The organism is Maribacter spongiicola, assembly GCF_052119685.1.
In the GTDB taxonomy this organism is placed as follows: Bacteria; Bacteroidota; Bacteroidia; order Flavobacteriales; family Flavobacteriaceae; genus Maribacter; species Maribacter spongiicola_A.
The window spans coordinates 767,363-790,951 of record NZ_JBGQOO010000001.1 but is presented as its reverse complement, the minus strand read 5'-3'; the positions used below and the strand labels follow the sequence as shown (position 1 = coordinate 790,951).

The 23,589-nt window shown below is 34.5% G+C and carries 11 protein-coding genes; 7 read left to right on the top strand and 4 right to left on the bottom strand.

The genetic code is table 11. The annotated features are described in order from the left end of the window. Window positions 1–135 precede the first annotated feature (135 nt). The gene (locus ACEN2N_RS03295; protein WP_441822974.1) at window positions 136–1,005 is read left to right on the top strand and encodes a DUF808 domain-containing protein; all 870 of its coding nucleotides are present in this window, start codon (window positions 136–138) and stop codon (window positions 1,003–1,005) included. Here the strand turns inward: ACEN2N_RS03295 and ACEN2N_RS03290 are convergent, their stop codons facing one another. The 3 genes from ACEN2N_RS03290 to gmd all read right to left on the bottom strand — a co-directional run bounded on the left by ACEN2N_RS03290 (window position 1,006) and on the right by gmd (window position 4,726). Beyond that, window positions 1,006–2,352 (bottom strand): exopolysaccharide biosynthesis polyprenyl glycosylphosphotransferase, encoded by a 1,347-nt coding sequence (locus ACEN2N_RS03290; RefSeq protein ID WP_441822973.1) that lies wholly within the window; start codon window positions 2,350–2,352, stop codon window positions 1,006–1,008. It lies immediately after the preceding gene. Between the two features lie 122 nt (window positions 2,353–2,474). After that, entirely contained in the window at window positions 2,475–3,566 is a 1,092-nt protein-coding gene (locus ACEN2N_RS03285) for a GDP-L-fucose synthase family protein (RefSeq protein WP_441822972.1), read from the bottom strand. 47 nt (window positions 3,567–3,613) lie between these two features. Continuing rightward, entirely contained in the window at window positions 3,614–4,726 is a 1,113-nt protein-coding gene (gene gmd, locus ACEN2N_RS03280; protein ID WP_441822971.1) for a GDP-mannose 4,6-dehydratase, read from the bottom strand. Window positions 4,727–5,686: 960 nt separating this feature from the next. Here gmd and ACEN2N_RS03275 point away from each other — a divergent pair. Both ACEN2N_RS03275 and ACEN2N_RS03270 read left to right on the top strand, forming a co-directional pair. Next, window positions 5,687–5,938 carry a hypothetical protein gene (locus ACEN2N_RS03275; RefSeq protein WP_441822970.1) on the top strand — a complete coding sequence of 84 codons (252 nt, stop codon included), beginning with the start codon at window positions 5,687–5,689 and terminating at the stop codon, window positions 5,936–5,938. A gap of 502 nt (window positions 5,939–6,440) precedes the next feature. Further along, window positions 6,441–10,394, top strand: coding sequence for a non-ribosomal peptide synthetase (locus ACEN2N_RS03270; RefSeq protein WP_441822969.1), 3,954 nt, complete (start codon window positions 6,441–6,443; stop codon window positions 10,392–10,394). Between the two features lie 20 nt (window positions 10,395–10,414). On the opposite strand, the gene ACEN2N_RS03265 is transcribed toward ACEN2N_RS03270, so the two are convergent. Then, on the bottom strand, window positions 10,415–11,275 hold the full coding sequence (locus tag ACEN2N_RS03265; RefSeq protein WP_441822968.1) for a class I SAM-dependent methyltransferase: 861 nt from the start codon (window positions 11,273–11,275) through the stop codon (window positions 10,415–10,417). A gap of 530 nt (window positions 11,276–11,805) precedes the next feature. Between ACEN2N_RS03265 and ACEN2N_RS03260 the strand changes: the two genes are divergently transcribed. The 4 genes from ACEN2N_RS03260 to ACEN2N_RS03245 all read left to right on the top strand — a co-directional run bounded on the left by ACEN2N_RS03260 (window position 11,806) and on the right by ACEN2N_RS03245 (window position 23,338). Further along, window positions 11,806–19,191 carry an amino acid adenylation domain-containing protein gene (locus ACEN2N_RS03260; RefSeq protein WP_441822967.1) on the top strand — a complete coding sequence of 2,462 codons (7,386 nt, stop codon included), beginning with the start codon at window positions 11,806–11,808 and terminating at the stop codon, window positions 19,189–19,191. Between the two features lie 36 nt (window positions 19,192–19,227). Next, the gene (locus ACEN2N_RS03255; protein ID WP_441822966.1) at window positions 19,228–19,920 is read left to right on the top strand and encodes a 4'-phosphopantetheinyl transferase family protein; all 693 of its coding nucleotides are present in this window, start codon (window positions 19,228–19,230) and stop codon (window positions 19,918–19,920) included. Window positions 19,921–20,122: 202 nt separating this feature from the next. Continuing rightward, window positions 20,123–20,914, top strand: coding sequence for a polysaccharide biosynthesis/export family protein (locus tag ACEN2N_RS03250; RefSeq protein WP_441822965.1), 792 nt, complete (start codon window positions 20,123–20,125; stop codon window positions 20,912–20,914). A 108-nt stretch (window positions 20,915–21,022) separates the two neighbouring features. Next, window positions 21,023–23,338 (top strand): GumC family protein, encoded by a 2,316-nt coding sequence (locus ACEN2N_RS03245; RefSeq protein WP_441822964.1) that lies wholly within the window; start codon window positions 21,023–21,025, stop codon window positions 23,336–23,338. Window positions 23,339–23,589: the final 251 nt, after the last annotated feature.

Here is a 23,589-nt window from a genome sequence, read left to right as displayed (position 1 = left end):
ATATTAATTTTAAACGAAGATTCATAAACCCATCTCTAATTTCTATAATAGAAATTAGAGATGGGTTATCTTTTTTACGAATAGAATTCACATAAATGAAATGGTTAATTTATTTTTGAGCAAAATTAGAAATAGATGGCTTCAGGTTTTTTTGCAATTTTAGATGATGTAGCGGCACTTTTAGATGATGTTGCTGCAATGAGTAAAATAGCCACTAAGAAGACAGCTGGTATATTAGGCGACGACTTAGCCGTGAATGCAGAAAAAGCTTCAGGGTTCGTCTCTCAAAGAGAATTACCGGTATTGTGGGCGATTACGAAAGGATCGTTGCTTAATAAAATTATCATTCTGCCCATAGCCTTTTTATTAAGTGCTTTTTTGCCTTGGGCGGTAACCGTAGTGTTAATATTGGGTGGTATTTATCTTGCCTATGAAGGTGCCGAAAAGATTCATGAATTCTTTGTTCCACATGAACATGCACATATTGCTGCTGAAATGCAGCCAATGACCAAAGAAGAAATTTTGGAACTAGAAAAAACCAAGGTCAAATCTGCTATAGTTACCGATTTTATTTTATCCATTGAAATAGTCATCATTGCATTAGGTGCTGTTATTAAGGAGCCTTTAGTGACTCAAATTGCCGTAGTATCTGTAGTTGCTCTATTAGCTACCGTAGGTGTTTATGGTATTGTAGCACTAATTGTGCGTATGGACGAGTTTGGTACACGATTAATTAACCTGAACGAAGAAGAGAATAGTATCTCTGATAAAATTGGTAGGTTTTTTGTTAATGCATTACCAAAAGTAATTAAAGCCTTATCTGTTATTGGTACGATAGCACTATTACTAGTTTCGGGCGGAATATTTGTCCACAATATTGATTTCTTTCATCATTTTCTTCCGAATGTACCCAGTATGTTGGTAGAGTTTGTTGTTGGGATGATAGTAGGGTTTGTGGCGCTATTACTATTCAACGGCGTTAAAAGGATATTTAAAAGGAAGTAATTAGTAGGCTCTAGCTTCCCCTTTAATGGCATTGTAAATTGTTAGAAATACAATTTTGGCATCTAAGGCAAGTGACCATTTTTCCATGTAAAAAATATCATATCGTACCCGGTTAACAATATCGGATCGATCAATGATTTCACCTCTACAGCCTTGAATTTGAGCTAAGCCTGTAATACCTGGTTTTAAGAAATGGCGTACTAAATACTTATCTACCGACCCTTCATATTCTTGGGTGTGAATTACCATGTGTGGTCTAGGACCAACAACACTCATATCTCCTTTTAGAACATTAAAAAATTGAGGTAGCTCATCTATGCTCGTCTTTCTCAAGATTTTGCCCAATTTCGTAACCCTGGCATCATCTTTAGTGGCCATTTGAGTATCGCTCGTAGTACTTTTGGTCATAGATCTAAACTTGTAACACCAAAATACATCTCTATTGACCCCATGTCTTTGTTGTTTAAAAAACAAAGGTCCTTTAGAATCAATTTTCATTAAAATGTAGACGATAGGTGTTAACCATGACAGTACGAACACAATAGCAAAGCTAGATACCAGAATATCGAAAATACGTTTGATTAAATTGGAATAGTCTAAATCTAATGGGGAAGCCCTTAAATTCAAAATAGGAACGGATCCATATAGTTCTAATGACATTGCTCTGGAAAAAAGCTCTTTATTGTCTGGAATAATCTTTATTCGTTTAAGACTATTATCGGCAATTTTCATGACATACTGTATCTCAGCCTTAGATAATTTAGAAGCCATACAGTAGACTTCTTCAACATTATTTTCAAAAATATAATTAAAAGAACTTTCTATATCTCCTAAACAACTAGGGTGATCTGATTTTACATTATCAAAATAGCCCATATACCGATACCCGTATTCTGGATTGTCGAAAATGCGTTTTAATTTTTGCAGGTTTTTGTCTTTACCAATAACGACAACTCTAGTACTATTGAATCCTTTAGCTCTATATACTCTTTTGGACCAATAAAACAATACCCTGAATAACGTTAATAAAAAACATATTTGTATATATACCAATGATAGATATATAGGTGTGTACGAGTTTATGCCCAAGAATACAAATGAGGTGAAATAGACCAAGCCATAAATGACAAACAGTACAACAAACGTTTTAAAATTGGTCATAAAACCATCTCTTCTGGCCGTAGGGTAGAAGTTTAAGCTATATGTGGTAATAATCCATGTAAGGTTATAATAAAGTATGCTATAGCCACTTAAATAGATATCTGGTATGTATGCATATAGTGTTACGTTAATTAACAGTATATGCACCACGAATGATAATGGTATAATGAAATTAGATTTCTTCATTTCAGCTTTTAGTAATGGTTGGTCAAAGAGCTAATGATAGGTTATTAATGTTGACCGATAGCTATACGGCTGTCGGTCAACATTAAATTTGAGTTTGATAGAAATCTGTAGGTAAAAAACAATTAATTCTTAGCGGTATACCAAGAATATACTTGCTCAACTCCTTGTGATAAAGAAATGGTATGTTTCCATCCAAGGTCATGTAATTTTGAGGGATCTGTTAGTTTTTTTAATGTACCATCTGGTTTTTCGGTATTAAAATATAATTCGCCTTTAAAATTGATTTTCTGCTGTATTAGTTCAGCTAAATCTTTAATGGTGATATCTACGCCAGTACCTATGTTGATGTGCGTATTGCGTACTTCTTTAGTATTCGTTGAATAACAATCTTTAAAATCTCGCTGCTCCATTAAGAAGACACAGGCATCTGCCATATCTTCACTCCATAGAAACTCTCGCATCGGTTTACCTGAACCCCATATTTCTAAGTAAATGGTGTCATCTTTTCGTTTAATGCCATACTTATCTAGAATAGCAAGTATTTCTTTTTCAGACGAATTTCCATTCACTCCTTCAATAGGCAATGCATTTAAATCTTCAGCAATTGTATTCCAATCATTATTTTCCAAAGCCTTACCTAAATGCATTTTTCTAATTAATGCCGGTAATACATGCGACTTTTCTAAATCGAAATTATCATTAGGTCCGTACAAATTAGTGGGCATTACAGAAATGAAATTGGTGCCGTACTGTAAATTGTAACTCTCGCACATTTTTATACCTGCTATTTTAGCAATGGCATAAGGTTCATTCGTATACTCCAATACATCGGTCAACAAATAATCTTCTTTCATCGGTTGCGGACAATTTTTAGGATAAATACACGTACTACCTAAAAAGAGTAATTTTTGCACCCCATGAACATAACTCTGGTGTATGACATTATTTTGGATCATTAGATTCTCATAAATAAAATCTGCTCTATAGGTGTTATTCGCAACTATACCGCCAACTTTGGCAGCAGCAAGAATTACATAAGATGGTTTCTCGATCTCAAAAAAGTTCGCCACATCTGTGGGGTTAGTCAAATCTAATTCTTTGTGAGTTCGGTAAACTAAATTCGTATACCCTCTACTCTCAAGATTCTTAACTATTGCACTACCCACAAGACCACGGTGACCTGCGATATATATTTTAGCTTCTTTATTTAACATTTGGCACTATTTACCTACGATTAGAAGAATTGACGGTTTATAATTATTTATTCAAAATAATTATACGTTACATAACCACCTTTTTTCAAATATTGATCTTTTTGCATCAATTTTAAATCATGTGTCATCATGTCTTTTACCAAACCTTGTAAGTCATATTCTGGGATCCAGCCTAATTTAGTATTTGCTTTTGTAGCATCACCAATTAATAATTCAACTTCTGTTGGTCTAAAATATTTAGGATCTACCGCAAGAACTTCTTTACCTATTTCTACTTGAATATCTGGGTTAGAACATGATTTAATGTATCCTTTCTCTTCAACACCTTCGCCTTTAAATTCTAGTTCAATACCCATTTCTGCAAACGCCATTCTTACGAATTCACGAACAGGAGTAGTTTTACCAGTTGCAATTACCCAATCTTCTGCCTCATCAGCTTGAAGGATCATCCACATCATACGAACATAATCTTTAGCATGACCCCAATCTCGTTGTGCATCTAAATTACCTAGGTAAACTTTATCTTGTAAGCCTAGACCAATTCTTGCAGCAGCTCTGGTAATTTTTCTAGTAACAAAAGTTTCTCCTCTAATCGGCGATTCATGGTTAAACAAAATACCATTACAAGCAAACATATCGTATGCCTCTCTATAGTTTACGGTGATCCAGAATGCATACATTTTTGCAACAGCATAAGGGCTACGTGGGTAAAAAGGAGTAGTCTCTGATTGCGGTACTTCTTGCACTTTTCCGTATAATTCTGAAGTTGATGCTTGGTAAATACGTGTCTTCTTCTCTAGACCTAACAAACGTACGGCATCTAAAATTCTAAGTGTACCCAAACCATCTGCATTACCAGTATATTCTGGAACTTCGAATGAAACCTGAACGTGGCTCATTGCCGCTAAGTTGTAAATCTCATCTGGTTGAATTTCTTGTATTAATCTAATAAGATTAGTACTGTCTGTCATATCACCATAATGAAGTACAAAATTTCTGTTCTCAATATGTGGGTCTTGATAAAGATGATCAATTCTGTCAGTATTAAACAATGACGCTCTTCTTTTAAGACCGTGTACTTGATATCCTTTTTTTAATAAAAATTCGCTTAAATAAGCGCCGTCTTGACCTGTGACTCCAGTGATTAATGCTACTTTCATACTATTGTAAAATGGATTTATAATGTTTTATCGTTTAAAAATTATCTAAACTATGGTATTAAAACTTTAGACAATTGAAATGCGTACTATTTGTTTAGATGTAATGTAATACCCTCCACACAATTTCTTCGTAAAAGAAAATCTTGTCATACAGGTATACTATTTAAGTAGTATTAGATGCGAATGGTAAGTCATTGTAAAATTAATATATCTAGTTTTTTAAAAGTAAAATATGTTATACCACTACCTAGATTATATAACTTAAATATTTATAGGTCAGTATTAAGTAATGATAACATATTATCAATTACTATATTACCTGAGGATAATGGTTGTGTGACAAATTTAAAGTATTAATTGAGTATTACTATTGAAAAATATTAAACCTTAGGCCAACTATTGATTTATTCGATAAACTGTGTTTTAAGTTTTTCTTTCGATTAGTAATGTGCTGAAATAGAATGAAAATCTAAGAGATTGTTGATTGTTTTAAGTAGATTATTCCCTAGACTGGAGTTCTTTAGTATAGTTAAGTCTGAATATTATTTAATTATTTTAAAAGGGTCAACTGGTTGGTAGTTAATAACCTTGTAGCTATTGCCCTACTTGACATTGTGGTATTTTTTGATTTTAGCTTAATAACTATATTAATGGATTATTCATGGCAGAAAGGAATAAGAATTTGCAGGTAATTATGTGTTGGTAGATTGGATTATACAGCACTTGCTTAAATAAGATAAGATATACCTTAGCAATCATTTTATAGTTGTCAAATTGCCGTAATTTTTGTTAAATTTTAATAAATTTCGCACAAAAGTGGTGTGGTTATTAATATTTACCTTAAGTTTATTTCATGAAAAATTAACAGCTGTTTTTAGTTTATTAGAAATAGAGGTTGAATTTTGATTTGAAATTTTTATTGTTTTTCCCCGTTATTTTATCAACTTAAACCACCATACGATGATATCTAACATTTTAAGCGGGAAGCTAACATCTTCTTATCAGAAGAAAAAGTTAGTTTCTCTTGAAGATTGCTACATGCACCTTAAGCCTTATTTTAGGTTAAAGAAAAGTACAAAGAGTAACGAGACCGATAACGTATTGGTTCGTAAAAAATCGAAGAGTGCAAAAGTTCAAAATGCATTCAACTCCATTGAGCAAAATCAAATTTTGTATGCCAAAATTATGACCGAAAGGTTGTTGAAAGTTTAGGGGATTAGAAGATGAAAATGTGTTCTTCATGAAAGTGTTTTCATTTTTAAACAGATAAGTGCTCAATTGATAATTATACTAAGTGTAGTGATGAATTTATTGTAATTCATTACTACACTTTTTTTGTTTTAAAACTAAACGTTATGGCTTATATAGTTCTTAATTTTTAGTGAATTGTTACTTGTATATATGCTCAAATACTTCTGTAATATTTATGTTTTTTCTTCCCTTTTAAACGCACATCTAATATTCACTACACATCAGCGAAACTAAATTTCTATTCTATTGATTAATAATATATTTATCGCACAATGGTATCATTGTAAATTTTAATCACAGCCATAATGATGTTCGTTTAATGAATTCGACATCTTTAATTTGTTTTTAAATAAGTAGTAAATACTTGATTAAAAGGAATAAAGAAACTTTAAATTATAAGATCTTTGTGGCTGTTGGTTCCCCAAAATTTTGAATTGCATTAACCTAATATTAGTAAAGAAGCTTGGAAGTACTGACACATTTTAACCCTTTTAAAGGTCCAGAGATAAAACATATTCTGTACACTACAGATGCGCAAGAAGAGATTTGGTATTCTTGTTATTTTGGTGGTGACGATGCGAATAAAGCATATAACCTTTCGTTAACCATTGAATTTGAAGGTGATTTAGATATTGCCGCCTTACAATGGTCTGTTGACATGTTAATTAGTAGGCATGAAGCTTTACGTTCTGTATTTAGTCCCGATGGAAAATTCATTAATGTATTTGCTTCCATAATCGCAAACTTAGATTTACAAGATTATTCAAGTCTGTTGGCCAAGGAGAAGGAAGCTGCCATAAAAAACTATACCAAGACCGATACGGGTAAAGCGTTTGACCTAACCACAGAACCATTAATTCGATTCGCCGTTCTAAGAACTGAAATGGATAAATTTCAGTTTATAATCACCACGCATCATATTGTATGTGATGGTTGGTCTTTAGGTATCATCATGCAAGAATTGGGAGCCTTGTATTCTGCAAAGGTCAAAAATGTATCTCATAATCTTCCTGATGCTGTACCGTATACTGAGTATGTGGCGCATCAAAATGAAATAAAAGTAAGTCCCGAATTCAATCAAACGGAACAATACTGGTTAAACGTCTTTCAAAACGATATTCCGATAACTAATCTTCCGACAGATTTTAAACAGATAACGAAGAGAACCTATAACGGTGCGCGAATTAATCAGTTATTAGATAAAAATGTAGTAAAAGGTATTAAGCAAACCGGAATTAAAGGTAATTCTAGTTTGGTATTGACCTTAATGGCCGCTTTTGAAATATTACTATATAAGATTACCCAGCAAGAAGGTATTGTGCTTGGATTGCCTGTTGCCGGGCAATCATCTATGGGGGCAAAGCATCTTGTAGGGCATTGTGTGAAGTTGTTACCGATGAAGAGTAATCTAGACATTGACGACAGTTTTATAGACTATTTAAAGAAAAGAAAATCTGCCAATTTTGATGCTTTCGAGAATCAAGAATTATCATTTGGTAGTTTATTGAAGAAACTTAATATTCCCAGAATACCTGGTAGAGTACCATTGGTACCGGTAGTTTTTAATGTGGATATGGATTTGGACGATGGTGTTACTTTTGAAGGACTTTCGTATCAATACCATAGTAATGAACGAGAGTATGAAACTTTCGAATTATTCTTGAATGCAACAGGGTCGAAAGACAATATAGTGTTGGAATGGTCGTATAATACCAACTTATTCAAAGAAAGTACCATACATGCTATGGGCGAATCTTTCAATGCTATTTTAAATAAATTGATAGAACAGCCTAATGCGAAACTATCTGAAATACTTAACAGATCGAATGAAGAGAGTATTGTAACGGGAGTGTCATTAAAATACCCAAATACAACACTTCATGAGTTATTATATAAGCAGGCGACAAGTACGCCAACAGCAATTGCATTAGAATTTAAAAACGAAAAAGTCACCTATGCAGAATTGCAGCGAAAAATAAATAGTACTGCTGTTTATTTGTGGGAAGAAGGCATAAGAACCGGAGATACAGTGGCTATTTCATTGGAAAGGTCACCTGAGTTAATTGCAACTTTATTTGCAATTCTTCAATGCGGAGCTAGATATGTACCGATAGATACCGGCTACCCTGATAATCGTACTTTATTAATGATTTCAGATGCTAAATCTTCTTTCTTTATTTGCGATACATCAAAACAGGCGCTAGAACATGGTGCTAAAACGATTTTCATTGAAGATATACGGGTCAAAGCGAATGAAACCAGTGAAACTATAATTGATGTAAATGTACCTTCTGATGCAGGAGCGTACATTATATATACTTCTGGTTCTACAGGAAAGCCAAAGGGAGTTCAGGTAACCCATAATAATGTGATAAACCTTTTGTTTTCAATGGGTAATGAGCCAGGTATTACACCAAATGATAAAATATTCGCAACCACCACTATCTCTTTTGATGCCATGGTGATGGAGATTTTCTTGCCATTGGTTCATGGTGCCAGTGTGGTATTGGTCGATGAAGAAACCAGAAAAGACGGACACCTTTTATTACAAAAAGCCATTGAAGATAATATTACAGTAATTTGGGGTACACCAACCATCTGGCAAATTTTATTGGACTCTGGCTGGAAAAAGACATTACATATTAAAGCGCTAATTGGTGGCGAACCGGTTTCTAAATCACTTTCATTAAAGTTGCTAGAAAAGGTTGATGAATTATGGAATATTTATGGTCCTACGGAAACTACTGTTTGCTGTATACTTACTAAAATTTCAGATCAAGATGATCCTATTACCATAGGCAAGCCTATTGCAAATACAGATATTTATATTCTAGATGCTAACGGTAAACCAGTGAGAACTGGGGAAGTCGGAGAAATCGTAATTGGCGGTGACGGGGTAACTAACGGATATTTAGGACAAGAAGAACTGACCAATGAGCGTTTCGTGAACAATACTTTTCAAGCGGAAAAAACCACTAAAATGTATTTGTCGGGAGATTTAGGTAAGCTTTTGCGAAACGGTCAGATCGAATGTTTGGGTCGTAAAGATGGTCAGGTAAAAGTCCGCGGACATAGAATTGAACTGGGAGAAATTGAACATTCTTTAAGTAAACTCAAAGGAATACAATCAGTAGCTACAGACGTTAGAAATAATGCGTTAAAAGCATATGTGGTTTATGAAGGCGACGATTGGAATACTGATGTTACGTTTTGGAAAAAGCAATTAGCAGAGGAGTTACCCGTTTTTATGCTGCCTCATGAATATATTAAATTAGATAAACTGCCCGTAACTATTAACGGTAAATTAGATAGAAAAAGTCTACCAGATGATACGCATATCATCACAACTAAAGAGGAGCGCATTCAAACTTATACCAAAGCTGAGAAATTAGTTTCTGAAGTATGGAAAGAGTGTTTGTTTTTAGATACTATTAATTTAAACGATGATTTCTTTGAATTAGGTGGGCATTCGTTAATTGCTGCCAAAGTAATGACTAGGCTAGAAGAAAAATCTGGTCAACGCTTGCCGTTATCTTCTTTGTTTGAATATTCAACGGTTAAAAGTCTGGCTAGTTTATTAAAAATTGAGGAGCATACCGTAACCTGGGATTCAATGGTGCCCATTCAAAAAAACGGATCTAAAACACCACTATTTATAGTTCATGGTTCAGGGTTAAATATACTTTCTTTTAAAACCTTAAAGCATAATATGGATCCTGATCAGCCTATTTATGCTTTTCAGGCAAAAGGGCTAGATGGTAAAGAAGAATTATTGACTTCAGTAGAAGAAATAGCGGCACATTATAATGAGTCTCTTTTGGCAACACAACCAAAAGGACCTTATAAGTTAGCGGGTTATTCTTCTGGTGGTATTATCGCCTATGAAATGGCAAAACAATTAATGGCAAAAGGGGAAGAGATTTCTGCTCTGGTATTGTTAGATACCTACGCATATGCCCATTACGGTAAGAGTACCAGTTTAGGTAAAAAGATGGCTTATTTTAATTATTTAGCTAATAAGACCTTGCATGTTTTAAAGCAATTATCAAGTAGAGAAGGATTTACATATAGAATAGGAGTCACTAAAGCGAACTTGAAGAAATTGTATTTAAGATTAAAGAAAGATAAAACTACAGTAGCTAAAACGGATTATGATTGGGAGTACGAAAGCCGAATTATTGAGCACAATAAGGTTGTTGATAGCTATCATTTAAAACCATTACCTATAAAAGTCGACTTATTTAGAATCGAAGATGTTATCGATTATACCCACGATAGTGTACATCTAGGCTGGAAATCTTTTGCAGAAAACGGAATTGAGCTACATTATGTACCAGGAGATCACCTGAGTATGTTTTATCCGCCTAATGATAAGGTTTTATCAGCATCGCTGCAAAGAGTGCTTGATAACAACTAAAGCTTAGAATTTACTAATAGTTAAACAGTAGTAGCGGCTAAAATTTCTTTTTCGCTATAATTGTCAGCACCCATATAGCTTAGATAGTGCTCTGTATTGCTATCTTTTTTGGAGTGATGCCACAAATTAAAGCCTGCATTTTTGAACAGTAGTTGGTAGTTATGAGAAAATGAACGCTCATAACCATAAGGTTCCGAATGCTTATTAATTTTTAAATCATGATCAACACCGTTGGGTTCAATAGCGATGAAAATGGTATTTCCTAAACGATTTACCTGTTGAAGAAAATCTTGTAGTCTACTTTCAGTAAAATACTCAAGAACTCCTCTAGAAGTTACAAAGATCATATTTTTGTTCGCATAGGTATTAACCCAGTCAAAAGCATCACTAGCTATGAATTCAAGCTGAATGTTCTTTTTGTAAGTTTCCTTGTTCTGTTTAATCTGATTTTGATTTAAATCAATACCGACAAATCTATCTATTTGAGGGAGTTGTTCGCTTAGATAATTCAAGACCTTACCATTACCTGTTCCTATCTCAACTATAGTATTAAAATCATGGTTTTCACCAGATAATTTCTCCTTTAGTAATTCAAAAATAAAAGAGCATTCTGGTAAGAAATTGTTTTCAAAAGAGTCTGTTGTTGCAGCAAAAAAGTTGTCACCCTGATTTTCCCAATAAGCTTTATGAAATTTAGACAGGGTTTCGTGATCCGAATTTATTTCGACCTTTCTCAATAGAGATTTGCGAATAAAACGTTCAGTTAAAGTAATTTTGTTTCCGTCAGTAATAGTCATGCCGGTTTTAGCAAATTCTTCAGCCTTTTTCGGCATTAGAAAGACAAATAAATCACCAATAAAAATTACAATTTTACTTTTCATCACAAGGTAAAAAAACAATTGATATACAATATTAGATATAAAGTCGATTGTTTTTTTAAAAACGTATGATTCTTAACAGATATTTGTAGTCATTTACCGATGAAATCTGCATATAAACTATGGTTATTTACCCTCATTTTTTAATCTCAATTCAATTTCGAAGAACGTCATTTTTTTATCGATGAAATTTTTGGGAATAAAATAACAATGAGTGGAGTAATTTGCACTATTATTTATTTTAAAATATTGATATTCAAATATTTATGTAATTGTAGTGGCCAAAATACCACTTTTATGCCACTTCTTTGAAATTGAATTGTTTATGATATTTAGTAATTTTACTTGATTGATTATTTGCACTATTTTAGGCAGAAATGTGTATTGAAATTGAATTGGACAAAAAACTGTTGGATAAAAATTTTTATGTAATTATAAAGTTATCCATCTAGTGTTATAAAAGGTTCGTCATTTTCCAATAAAAAATAAGTAAATAGCAACCCCACAAGTCTATATATAATTATCATTTTATAATGGAAGCCAAAAAAGTGAATTTAATAACCGATTCTACCATAGCATATTGGAAGAATATTTTATTAGATGATGTAAAATTACTAGACCTACCGAGTAGAAAGCTAACTGTAAAAAATAGCGTTGATCAAGGTTCTTTGTTACGTACCCAATTTTCTGCAGATGTCACTAGTAAAGTAAAAGCCCATGTAGCTGGTGATTCTAACATCGAAGCTTTTTTAATAACAGCGTTAAGTGTGCTTTTACAGCGATACACCAATCAAAATGATATTGCATTCGGTTTAACTGTCGATGATAACGACAATGCTCATAATAGTCTAGCGCTATTTAGAAATAACATAGACCCTACAATAGACTTTACTACTTTAAATAATCAAACAAAAGAGATACTTGCATTACATAACGCGAATCCATACCCGACCGATAAATTTTTAAAAGATTTTAATCTGGTAAAGGACAATGGTGAGAACGTTGTTTTAGATGTTGTACTAGCCATAAATACTATAATAGATCCGGCTACAATTTCAAACCAAAAGGATGCTACAGATGCCATAGAGCTTATTGGATTGGTCGATTCTAATTCTAATATCAAGTTTGTATTCAATATTGCTGATGAGCATATTAAATTCGATCTCATTTTCAACGAGAATATTTTTGACAAAGAGTTGATCGAGCAGTTCATGCAGCACTATAAGCATATGGTGCCGCTCTTAATTGAACAATCTTCAACAGCAGTTGGTAGTCTTAATATTCTTTCAGAAAAAGAGCGATCTATAGTATTGAATGAATTTAATACCCCTTATGCAACATACCCAAAAGAGAAAACTATTGTTGATCTTTTAAATGAGCAAGCAGTTAAAACTCCGAATAACATAGCGGTGGTTTACGAAGAAAATTCGTTAACCTATGCTGAGCTTCATAAGCTATCGAATCAATTTGCCGACTATCTTATAAAAAAACATGGCGCCGCTAAAGGTAATTTCGCATGTTTAATATTGGAGCGTAGCGAATGGTTGATCATAAGTATGATCGGTATTATAAAGGCAGGGGCTGTGTATGTACCTGTAGATCCAAATTACCCAGAGGATCGAATAGATTATATTAAAGAAGATAGTAATTGCGATTTCACGATTGATGCAGCCGCAATAGAAGAATTTAAGGCAACTAGTGATACGTACTCTACTGAAGAGGTTAGAGACATTAAACTAGAACCAAACGATTTAATATATATTATTTACACTTCAGGTACTACGGGTAAGCCTAAAGGTGTACAATTAGAGCATAGAAATATTGTAAGTCTGTTCGTTAACGACGATCAGTTCTATGATTTTAATGAGAACGATGTTTGGACCATGTTCCATTCGTATTGTTTTGATTTCTCGGTTTGGGAAATGTACGGGGCATTATTATTTGGGGGCAAGCTAATCATTCCTTCAAAAGAGGTGATTAAAGATCCTTATGAATTCATGTCTTTAGTAATAAAGGAAAAGGTGACGATTTTAAATCAAACACCATCTTCCTTTTTAAACATTATGGGCAGTCTACCTACGGGTGATATCGATTTATACTTGCGATATGTCATTTTTGGCGGTGAAGCACTATTTCCTAAGTATCTAGAAAAATGGTATCGCAAATTCCCAGGAATTCAATTTGTAAATGGGTATGGTATTACAGAAACGACCATATTTACCACTTTTAATATCATTGATGATGAAGATATTAAAACCAATATTTCTAATATTGGTAACTGTATATCAACTTTATCTTCTCATGTGGTAAATACCAATAACCAATTGCAACCTATAGGTGTTATTGGTGAATTATGTATTTCCGGTCATGGTTTGGCAAGAGGTTATTTGAACAGACCAGAACTGACCGATCAGAAGTTTATTGATAATCCTTTTGAGCAGGGAGAAAAAATGTACCGTTCAGGTGATTTAGTAAAAAGACTTTCTGATGGTACTCTAGAATATATTGGTAGAATAGATCACCAAGTTAAGATCCGTGGGCACAGAGTAGAATTAGGGGAAATTGAGTCTTCTTTAGATGCTATTGCCGGGATAAAACGTACGGTGGTATTGCCTAATACAAATGCAGAAGGTGAAGCCAGGTTGGTTGCCTACCTTTTAGCTGACGGTGAAAAACCCGAAATAAGTAGTATTAAGCAAGAGCTTTTTGATACTCTACCAGAATTTATGATGCCTACATTTTTTATGTGGGTAGATGAGTTTCCAACAAATTCTAACGGTAAAATCGATAAAGATAAATTACCAGAGCCGGAGTATCTTAGGGCAATATCAGATGTAATTTTTAGAAAACCTCGTACTAAGACTGAAAAAGGTCTTGCCAGTATTTGGGAAAAAGAACTAAAAGTTTCGGGTATAGGTTTAGACGATAACTTCTTTGAAATGGGTGGTACATCTATTGTTGCGCAAAAAGTGGTCAACGCCATTATGAAAACGCTTCAAGTAAGAATACCGGTAACCAAATTATATCAGCATACTACGATTTCTAGCCTTTCAGAATTTATGGGCGGTGATAAGAAAACAGTATTGTTTTCTAGTAAGCGAAAAGTAAAAAATAAGTCTAACGATGTTGCCATAATCGGTATGGCAGGTCGGTTTCCTGGTGTCAATAGCATTGATGAATTTTGGGATGTTTTAAAGAATGGAAAAGAAACGATTTCATTTTTCACGAAAGAAGATTTAGATCAAAGTATTCCGGCATCCTTACGAAATGATCCTTTATATGTTGCTGCAAGGGGTGTTGTGCCTTCTGCAAAAATGTTCGACGCCCGTTTCTTTGGCTTAACGCCTAAATTGGCAGAAGCTATGGATCCCCAACAACGTCTCTTTTTAGAATTGGCTTGGGAAGCTCTTGAAGAATCTGGTCATTTGCCAGAACATTATACAGGTAGAGTAGGGGTTTACGCTGGTACAGGTACAAACACCTATTATAAAAAGAATGTACTGCCAAATAGTGAGGTCGTAGAAAGCATTGGTCAACTACAGTTAGATACGGTGAACGAGAAAGATTATGTAGCTTCAAGAACTGCATATCAATTAAATTTAAAGGGTCCAGCAGTTAGTGTGCATTCGGCATGTTCTACATCTTTATTGGCGATTGCCGAAGCCGTAGAATCTATACGAAACGGTCACTGCGAAGTTGCCCTAGCGGGTGGTTCTAGTATTACCGCTCCAATAAATAGCGGACACCTTTATCAAGAAGGTTCTATGTTAAGTACAGATGGTCATTGCAGACCGTTTGATGCTCAAGCAAAAGGTACAGTTTTTAGTGATGGCGCCGGTGTTATCGTTTTAAAGAATTTAGAGGAAGCTAAAAACGACGGAGATGTTATTTACGGCGTTGTTAAAGGTGTAGGTATCAATAACGACGGAGGAGAAAAAGGAAGTTTTACGGCACCAAGCGCAGAAGGTCAGGCCAATGCGATTAAAAGTGCTATCGACGATGCCAATATTTCACCTGATACCATTAGCTATGTAGAGGCACATGGTACGGCGACTCCATTAGGTGATCCTATAGAAATAGAAGGTCTTCATCTGGCTTTTGGTGCGCAATCAAAAAAGAATTTTTGTGGTCTTGGTTCCGTAAAAAGTAATATGGGGCATATGACTGCAGCAGCAGGTGTTGCCGGTCTCATAAAAACAATCTTAGCATTTAATCATAAAGTAATACCACCTTCTTTAGGTTTTGAGAAACCTAACCCTGTCATTGATTTTGAAAATAGTCCGTTTTACGTCACTAATACATTAACTCCGTGGGAAGTTGAAGGGCCTCGAAGAGCAGGTATCAGTTCATTCGGTGTAGGTGGTACCAATGTACACGTTGTGGTTGAGGAATATGAAATGGAGGCGAAAACTTCTAAATTTCAACGCCCATTACAATTATTGCCTATTTCTGCAAAAACACAAACTAGTTTAGCCGGATTCGAAACAGTATTAAAAAATCATATCGATGCTAAACCAGATTTAAATGTAGCCGATGTAGCGTCTACCTTAAGTACTACTAAAGCTAGTTTTGGTAATCGTAGATTTATTTTAGCGAGCAATACAAAAGACGCTTCTGAGTTTTTGATTGATAACGATCTAAAAGCTACACAGTCATCGGTAGTAAAAAACGTTCCGAGTGAGATTGTATTCTTACTGCCTGGTCAGGGTTCCCAATATTTAAATATGGGTAAAGACCTTTATGATGGGGAAAGCGTTTTTCGAGAGGCTGTTGATATCTGTGCCGATTTACTGTTAGAAACTATAAAGGTAGATATCAGAGAAATCATTTTTCAAGATGCGAATTCTGAAGCGGCAGAAAACAAGTTACGAGATACCCGTTATACACAACCTGCATTATTTACCATAGAATATGCACTTTCAAAATTGTGGATGAGCTGGGGAATACAGCCAACTGTATTATGCGGACATAGTCTTGGTGAATTTGTAGGTGCTCATTTAGCCGGAGTTTTCAGTTTAGAAGATGCCTTGAAATTAGTTTCAATGCGGGGTATTTTGGTAAGCGGACTTCCAAAAGGGAGCATGCTTACCGTGAGAATAGACCAAGAATCGTTAGAAAAAATTCTTCCTAAGACATTAGCTATAGCAGCTGTAAATTCAGTTAAACTTTGTGTAGTATCTGGCGAAGATGATGAGATAACGAAATTCAGTGCTCTTTTAAAAGAGCAGAGTTTAGCATACCGTTTAATTGCTACCAGTCATGCCTTCCATTCTTCTATGATGGATCCTATTTTAGAGGAATTTGGTGATGTGGTCAAGAATATCAACTTAAATATTCCTGAATTACCAATAATATCAACCGTTACAGGTACTTGGCTTACGAATGAAGAGGCTGTAGATCCTGTATACTGGACAAACCATTTACGAGATACCGTACGATTTTCAGATGCTATGGATACCATAGTGAAGTTAGAAGATGTGGTATTGTTAGAAGTGGGTCCGGGTAATACGCTTACTACTTTAAGTCGCCAGAATAAAGGTGCAAAAAATATAAAATCTTTAGCATCATTACCTATCCCGAAAAATGATGAGAATTCATATCACGGGGTATTAAAGTCTTTAGGTCAATTGTGGCTAACTGGTCTTACCATAGATTGGAAAGCATTTTATAAAAACCAAGAAAGACAAAGACTTAGATTACCAACCTATGTTTTTGACCGCAAACCATGCTGGATCAATCCTGTGGTTTCTATTCCAAAAGAAAGAACCTATTTAAATGCCGATCAGCCGATAACTAGAATAATAGAAAAACCAAAAAGTGCCGCACCAATGAGAAACGTCTCTATTTTAAATAAAATTTCAGAGCTAATTTCAAATTCATACGGAATTGAGCTTGAAGTTACCGACAAAAACAGCAGCTTTCTAGAATTAGGATTAGATTCTTTAATTCTAACACAAATGGCAATTACCTGTAAAAAAGAGTTTAAAATTCCGATTACATTTAGACAACTAAATGAAGATATAAACACGCCTGAGCTTTTAGCGAATTACCTAGATAAGAATTTGCCGGCAGAATTTATGGCGCCACAACCGGTTGCAGAAGCAGCTCCTCAACCAGTTGCCGCTTTTAATCAAGTGCAGCAAGTTGTTCCTGCTAATTATACTAGTTCGGCTACGAACCAAACGGCTATTGGCTTAATAGGTGAGCAGCTTAACTTATTAAGTAGACAACTTCAGTTATTACAAGGTAATGCCGTAACTCAAACTCCGCAGCCTGTTGCTGTTACAAATCCTGCTCCGGCAAAAGTGGTAAATGGGTCATCGAGTTTAGATTCAAGGTCCGAAGAAGAAAAGCTTGAGCATAAAAAACCGTTCGGTGCTTCACCAAGAATCGAAAAGCAATCAACTGGTCTAGAACAGGCACAATCGCAGTATTTAAAAGATCTTACGGTAAAGTACAATACCAAAACTATTGGCAGTAAGAACTACGCTCAGAACAATAGGGCTAAAATGGCAGATCCTCGAGTAGTATCTGGCTTTAAGCCATTGACGAAAGAGTTGGTTTACCCTTTAGTAATCGGTAAATCTGCGGGTAACCGTTTATGGGATGTAGATGGTAATGAATACATAGATGCCTTAAATGGTTTTGGATCTTGTTTCTTCGGCTATCAGCCCGGTTTTATTAAAAAAGCCATGCATGACCAAATTGAATTGGGTTATGAAGTTGGACCACAACACCCATTAGCGGGTGAAGTTTGTGAGCTATTATTAGAATTCACAGGTCATGATAGAGCTGCTTTATGTAATACAGGATCAGAAGCTGTACTTGGTGCTATGAGAATTGCACGTACTGTAACAGGGCGTTCTCTTATAATTGCCTTTACGGGATCTTACCATGGTATTAACGATGAAGGTATAGTTAGAGGTTCGCAGAAAAAGAAAACATTCCCGGCTGCTGCGGGTATATTACCAGAGGCAGTTCAGAATATGCTGATCCTTGATTATGGAACAGAAGAAAGTTTACAGATCATTAGAGAAAGAGCTCATGAAGTGGCTGCTGTTCTAGTAGAACCGGTACAAAGCCGAAGACCAGAATTTCAACCTATAGAGTTTATTAAGAAAGTAAGAGAAATAACTACGGCTGAAGAGATTCCGTTCATATTCGATGAGGTTATTACCGGTTTCAGAATGCATCCGGGTGGTGCACAGGCATTATTTGATGTAAAAGCCGATTTAGCAACCTATGGTAAAGTTATTGGTGGTGGCGTTTCCATCGGAGCTATCTTAGGTAAAAAAGAGTATATGGATGCGCTTGATGGCGGATTTTGGCAATATGGCGACGACTCGTATCCTGAGGTAGGGGTAACTTATTTTGCAGGTACTTTTGTCCGTCACCCGTTGGCGTTAGCTTCTGCAAAGGCTGCCTTGCTGTATATGAAAGAACAAGGGCCAAGTTTACAGGCAAATACATCTGCAATGACAGAACGTATGGGCAAAAGCTTGAATGATACTTTTTTGAAAAGCGGACTCCCCATAGAAATCACTTATTTTGGATCGTTATGGAGATTGAAATTCAAGAAAGATATTCCGTATTCAGAATTGCTATTTGTTAGTATGCGTGAAAAGGGAATTCATATTTGGGACGGTTTTCCTTGTTTCATTACCACAGTATATACCAATGATGATATTGACTTCTTAATGAAAACCTTGTTGTCTTCAATAGACGAATTGGTCCAGGTAGGTATACTTACCAAAGAAGGCGTAAACGGTAATCATGTAGTAAGTTCGCAATCATCTTTTGATAAATTGAACACTCCGCCAGTAGCTGGTGCGCGTTTAGGTAGAGATGAAAAAGGCCAACCAGCATGGTATGTGGCAGATGCCAACCAAGAAAGCGGGTATATGAAAATTGATATTTAAAACATAAAAATCTTAAAGCTGAGATTACCTTTTTGAATGACACATCTTTTATTTACGTATTTATCCGATGACGGTAACGATGCTTTTTTTGCGGATGCAGAGCATATGTTCTCGGAGGAGTTTGTACGTAAATTTTCAAAATATAAACGTTGGCAAGATGCGAAATCGACTATAATAGGTAGGTTGCTTTTAGCTTACGGATTAAAGACTTTATATCAAGTAGATATAGATACCCTCAAGATGAATTTCTCAAAAGATAAAAAGCCCTTTTTAGAAAACTCATCTATTCAATTCAACATTTCACACTCTAATGATGTAATTGTTTGCGCAATTACATCGGTGGGTGCGATTGGTGTTGATATAGAGAAAATCAGTGATATCCCTATTGAAGATTTTAAAGATCAATTCTCATTAGCAGAATATGAAACCATACTTGGGGCACCAAAAGTAGTGGAGCAGTTCTATACGTATTGGACCCAAAAAGAAGCCGTGGTCAAATCTAATGGGTCTGGCTTGCATGTACCTTTACAATCCTTTGAAATCAACAATCAATCTACAGTCATCGCTGACCAGCCCTATTATCTTAATGAAATCAGTATTGATGCTGACTACAAGTGTCATATAGCGACACAAAGCTTAATTCATGAAGATGATGTGACGATTATAGGCCTAAAACCCGAATTACTTACCGATTTTGAGTCGGTAAATAGCTTAAAGTCTTTTCGATAATAGCGGTAAACATCGTATGTGGCCGTTAAAGTGTCTACTTAAATATAGCAACTGCTTTCATAAAAAGGTTGAATGGCTGTATTTCTTAATTACGACGATTTTATAAACTATGATGTCGGAATTTATGTGAAACAGATTTTTGTTTGAAGTAATTTTGAACCTTACCATGTTTACGAACTATAAGCGACAAATTATTTTACTTATGAAAGCTATTTTTTCCCCATTTAACCTAAAAAAGACAAGAGGCAACGTACTTAAATATTCTTTATTACTATTCGTTGCAATACAAATATCATCTTGTGGAAGTGCAAAAAAGTCCTCTTACTTTAATGAAGTAGGTAACAATTCTTTTGCTACTTATTTCGAGCCCTTAGAGCCTGTTTTACAGAAGAACGATTTATTAAGCATAAACATTACAAGTTTAAATGCAGAAGTAACTGAGATGTTCAATCTAGCCAATAACGCTGGTGGAGCTCAGCCTACAGGGTATTTAATCGACCAAGATGGTTACATACGTTTCCCGGTCTTAGGTAAAATAGAAGTTTCTGGGTTGACCAAAAAAGAGCTAAGAGAATATATTAGAGAAGAATTGATCTCTAAAAAATTATTAATGGAGCCGATTGTAGATATACGATTCATGAACTTTAAGGTTTCTGTTTTAGGTGAAGTAAATCAGCCTGCGGTTTTTACCATTCCCAATGAAAAGGTAACATTACTTGAGGCTTTAGGGATGGCAGGTGATATGACCATTTATGCCCAAAGAAACAATGTTTTGTTGATCAGTGAAGAAGACGGTGTTAAGAGTACTAAAAGAATTGATTTAACATCAGACGAATTGTTTACTTCTCCAAATTACTACTTAAGACCTAATGATATTGTATATGTGCAACCTAACGATAGAAAGGTTAGAAACACATCTAACGCTGCCCAATGGTTTTCAGTAATACTAGGTTCTTTGTCATTAGCAGTAATCTCTATTTCTACTTTTAAGTAGACGTAACACTATATTTTTAAAAAAGCAGTTTGCAAATCTTAATGTTTTATAACCGTTACAAATCGGTTATGTATACTGAAGCTTAATTACCCTATAAAATTGAATGTAATGACTGAAAAGGAATATTTCGATTCACAAATGTCTTCTAAAGAAAACGGAGAAAATTTTGACTTGAAAGCATTGTTTGCCAAGTACCTTAAATCATGGAAATTCTTCTTGATTTCTTTAGTGATATTTTTAGGTTTAGCCATACTTGCTTTACAATTTATAAATACGTCTTATAATGTGTCTAGCAAATTATTGTTAAAAAACGAAACATCTAATATAGATGCCTCGGGCAATAATTTAGCGAACAATAATCCATTTAGTAACTCAGAAAGGGTGAACAATGCAATTGAAGTTCTAACCTCGGTAAACTTAATGCGTTCGGTGTTAGATACGTTGTCATTGCAAAGTAGATTTACCGTTCCAGATGCTTTTCCTCCTAAAGAAATTTATGGTTCTGAATTACCTTTTAAAATGGTAATAGACACATTGTATCCTTTAGCTTACGAAACTACATTGACCATAAAATTAGAGGGTAAGGATAGTTTTAGTATCACAGAGGAATTTGAAGATTCAATAGAAGGAAAAAGTACTGCTAGTTCTGATTATGGTTATAATACCTATAACTACGGGTATAAAATTGAAAAGCCATATGGAGTTTTTACATTAGTTCCAAATGAAAATAATACATCTAAAGATACCCAGTTCGTTGCAGATTTCAGGGATATTGATGAAATGGCACAAGACTATGTAAAGAAAGCTTTAAGCGTTTATGTCATCAACAAAGACGCTTCGGTAATCAATATTGTTTTAAAAGAAAAAATATCGGAAAAAGGTGAAGATATCATTAATACTCTGGTTGAAATATATGGGCTGAAATCATATTTAGCTACGAATGCCTTGGCGTTGAATAATGTACAATTTATTGATGATCGTTTAAATACGCTTTCTACAGAACTTAGTGAAGTAGAATTGAATGTAGCACAATTTAAAACGGATAATGAACTGGCTAGTGTTGAGTTCGATGCAAATTCTTTTGCTGAACAAGAAATAGATTACGGTAGAAAATTAGCTGATTCGGAAATTGAATTAAAGGTGTTAAGCGCTATAGAACGTAATTTACAAAGAGGTGATAGCGAATCTACCATAAATTCTTTAAGTGTTACGAGTCCGAATTTAATCTACCTAATTGATAGTTACAATAAACTATTGATAGACAAGAAAAGTCTACAAAGAACCGTACCAGAAAATAATCCTAGAATGATTGATATCAAAGATCAATTAGAGCAGCTTAGGAGAAATGTATTGGGTAGTCTTTCAACATCCAAACAAAGCTTACGAACTACTATTAGTAGTATTAAGGGTAGATCTGATCAGTTTGCAGAAAAAAAGCAGAGAATACCAACAATGCAAAGACAACTACTTGAAATTAGTAGAGAACAAGGTATTAAAGAAAATTTGTTTCTATATCTATTACAAAAAAGAGAAGAAGCAGCTTTAATGGTTGGTGTTAGAAATGATAATTTCACCATTATCGATAGGGCGATAACCGATTTTGAATCTGGCTCGCCTAGTAAAAAATTATTTCTTTTAGTTGCCTTTTTAATGGGTCTTTTGGTGCCGATTGGTTTTATACATTTAAAAGAAGGATTAAGCACTAAAGTAAAGAATAAGAAAAATGTTGAGGACAGAATAAGTGTACCCGTCATTGGTGAGATAGTGCATAATAAGACCAAAAACAATTTAATAGAAAAAGGCGAAGAAGAAAGTCCTTTAGCACAAAGTTTTAGAATGATGCGAATGAATCTAGATTTTATGCTTTCTAAAAAGAAGGTACAAACCGTTCTAGTAACTTCGGCAATTAAAGGTGAGGGGAAAACTTTTTTCTCTTCAAACTTAGGCGTGGCCTTGGCATCATCGAGTAATAAGGTGCTAATACTTGAACTGGATAAGCATAACCCTGAATTAATAGAGGCGCTCGGTGAGACAAAAAAGGAATATGGTGTTTCTAATTATCTAAATCAAAATTTTAATACCATAACCGTTAATGATCTATTAATACCTGTAAGTAATAATCCTAATCTATTTGCAATTGGTTTGGGGTCAGAAAATATTGACGGTCTAGAGTCTTTCAATTCTAATAGAATGAATATTTTAATGAATCAATTAAGAAATGAGTTCGATTATATAATAATTGATTCTGCTCCCATAGGTAAATTGGCTGATACATTAGCGCTATCTAAATTTACAGACTGTTGTATCTATATGGTGAGAGAAAATCACTCTAAACTAGATGATTTAGCTATCATAGAAGATGTGAAGGTGAATAAAAAGTTTAAAAATCCTATGGTGGTTTTGAACGATGTAACTTCTAATTAATAGGTTGATTAATTAGTTAATCTATAATTATAGGCACAAGGCACAAGGCAAAACGAAAATGAATATATATTATATCGTCACTTTGTTTTTTTTACTATTCGCTTCTAAAGCCAATTTCTTAGTTAAATCTAATTTAGCATGGTTTGGTTTTGAGGTGCTTATGATAATAATTGCCCTTTATTTTAATAGGGTAAAGAAGAAAGATGTGCAGTTTTTTATAGTAAGTAGTGCAATTTTTTTCATCTATGTTT

Bases quoted from the DNA above. Each gene is read 5' to 3' on its own strand.
- ACEN2N_RS03285 (WP_441822972.1), bottom strand. From the start codon at position 3,566: ATGTTAAATAAAGAAGCTAAAATATATATCGCAGGTCACCGTGGTCTT.
- ACEN2N_RS03255 (WP_441822966.1), top strand. From the start codon at position 19,228: ATGACACATCTTTTATTTACGTATTTATCCGATGACGGTAACGATGCT.
- ACEN2N_RS03275 (WP_441822970.1), top strand. From the start codon at position 5,687: ATGATATCTAACATTTTAAGCGGGAAGCTAACATCTTCTTATCAGAAG.
- gmd (WP_441822971.1), bottom strand. From the start codon at position 4,726: ATGAAAGTAGCATTAATCACTGGAGTCACAGGTCAAGACGGCGCTTAT.
- ACEN2N_RS03250 (WP_441822965.1), top strand. From the start codon at position 20,123: ATGAAAGCTATTTTTTCCCCATTTAACCTAAAAAAGACAAGAGGCAAC.
- ACEN2N_RS03265 (WP_441822968.1), bottom strand. From the start codon at position 11,275: ATGAAAAGTAAAATTGTAATTTTTATTGGTGATTTATTTGTCTTTCTA.
- ACEN2N_RS03260 (WP_441822967.1), top strand. From the start codon at position 11,806: ATGGAAGCCAAAAAAGTGAATTTAATAACCGATTCTACCATAGCATAT.
- ACEN2N_RS03290 (WP_441822973.1), bottom strand. From the start codon at position 2,352: ATGAAGAAATCTAATTTCATTATACCATTATCATTCGTGGTGCATATA.
- ACEN2N_RS03245 (WP_441822964.1), top strand. From the start codon at position 21,023: ATGACTGAAAAGGAATATTTCGATTCACAAATGTCTTCTAAAGAAAAC.
- ACEN2N_RS03295 (WP_441822974.1), top strand. From the start codon at position 136: ATGGCTTCAGGTTTTTTTGCAATTTTAGATGATGTAGCGGCACTTTTA.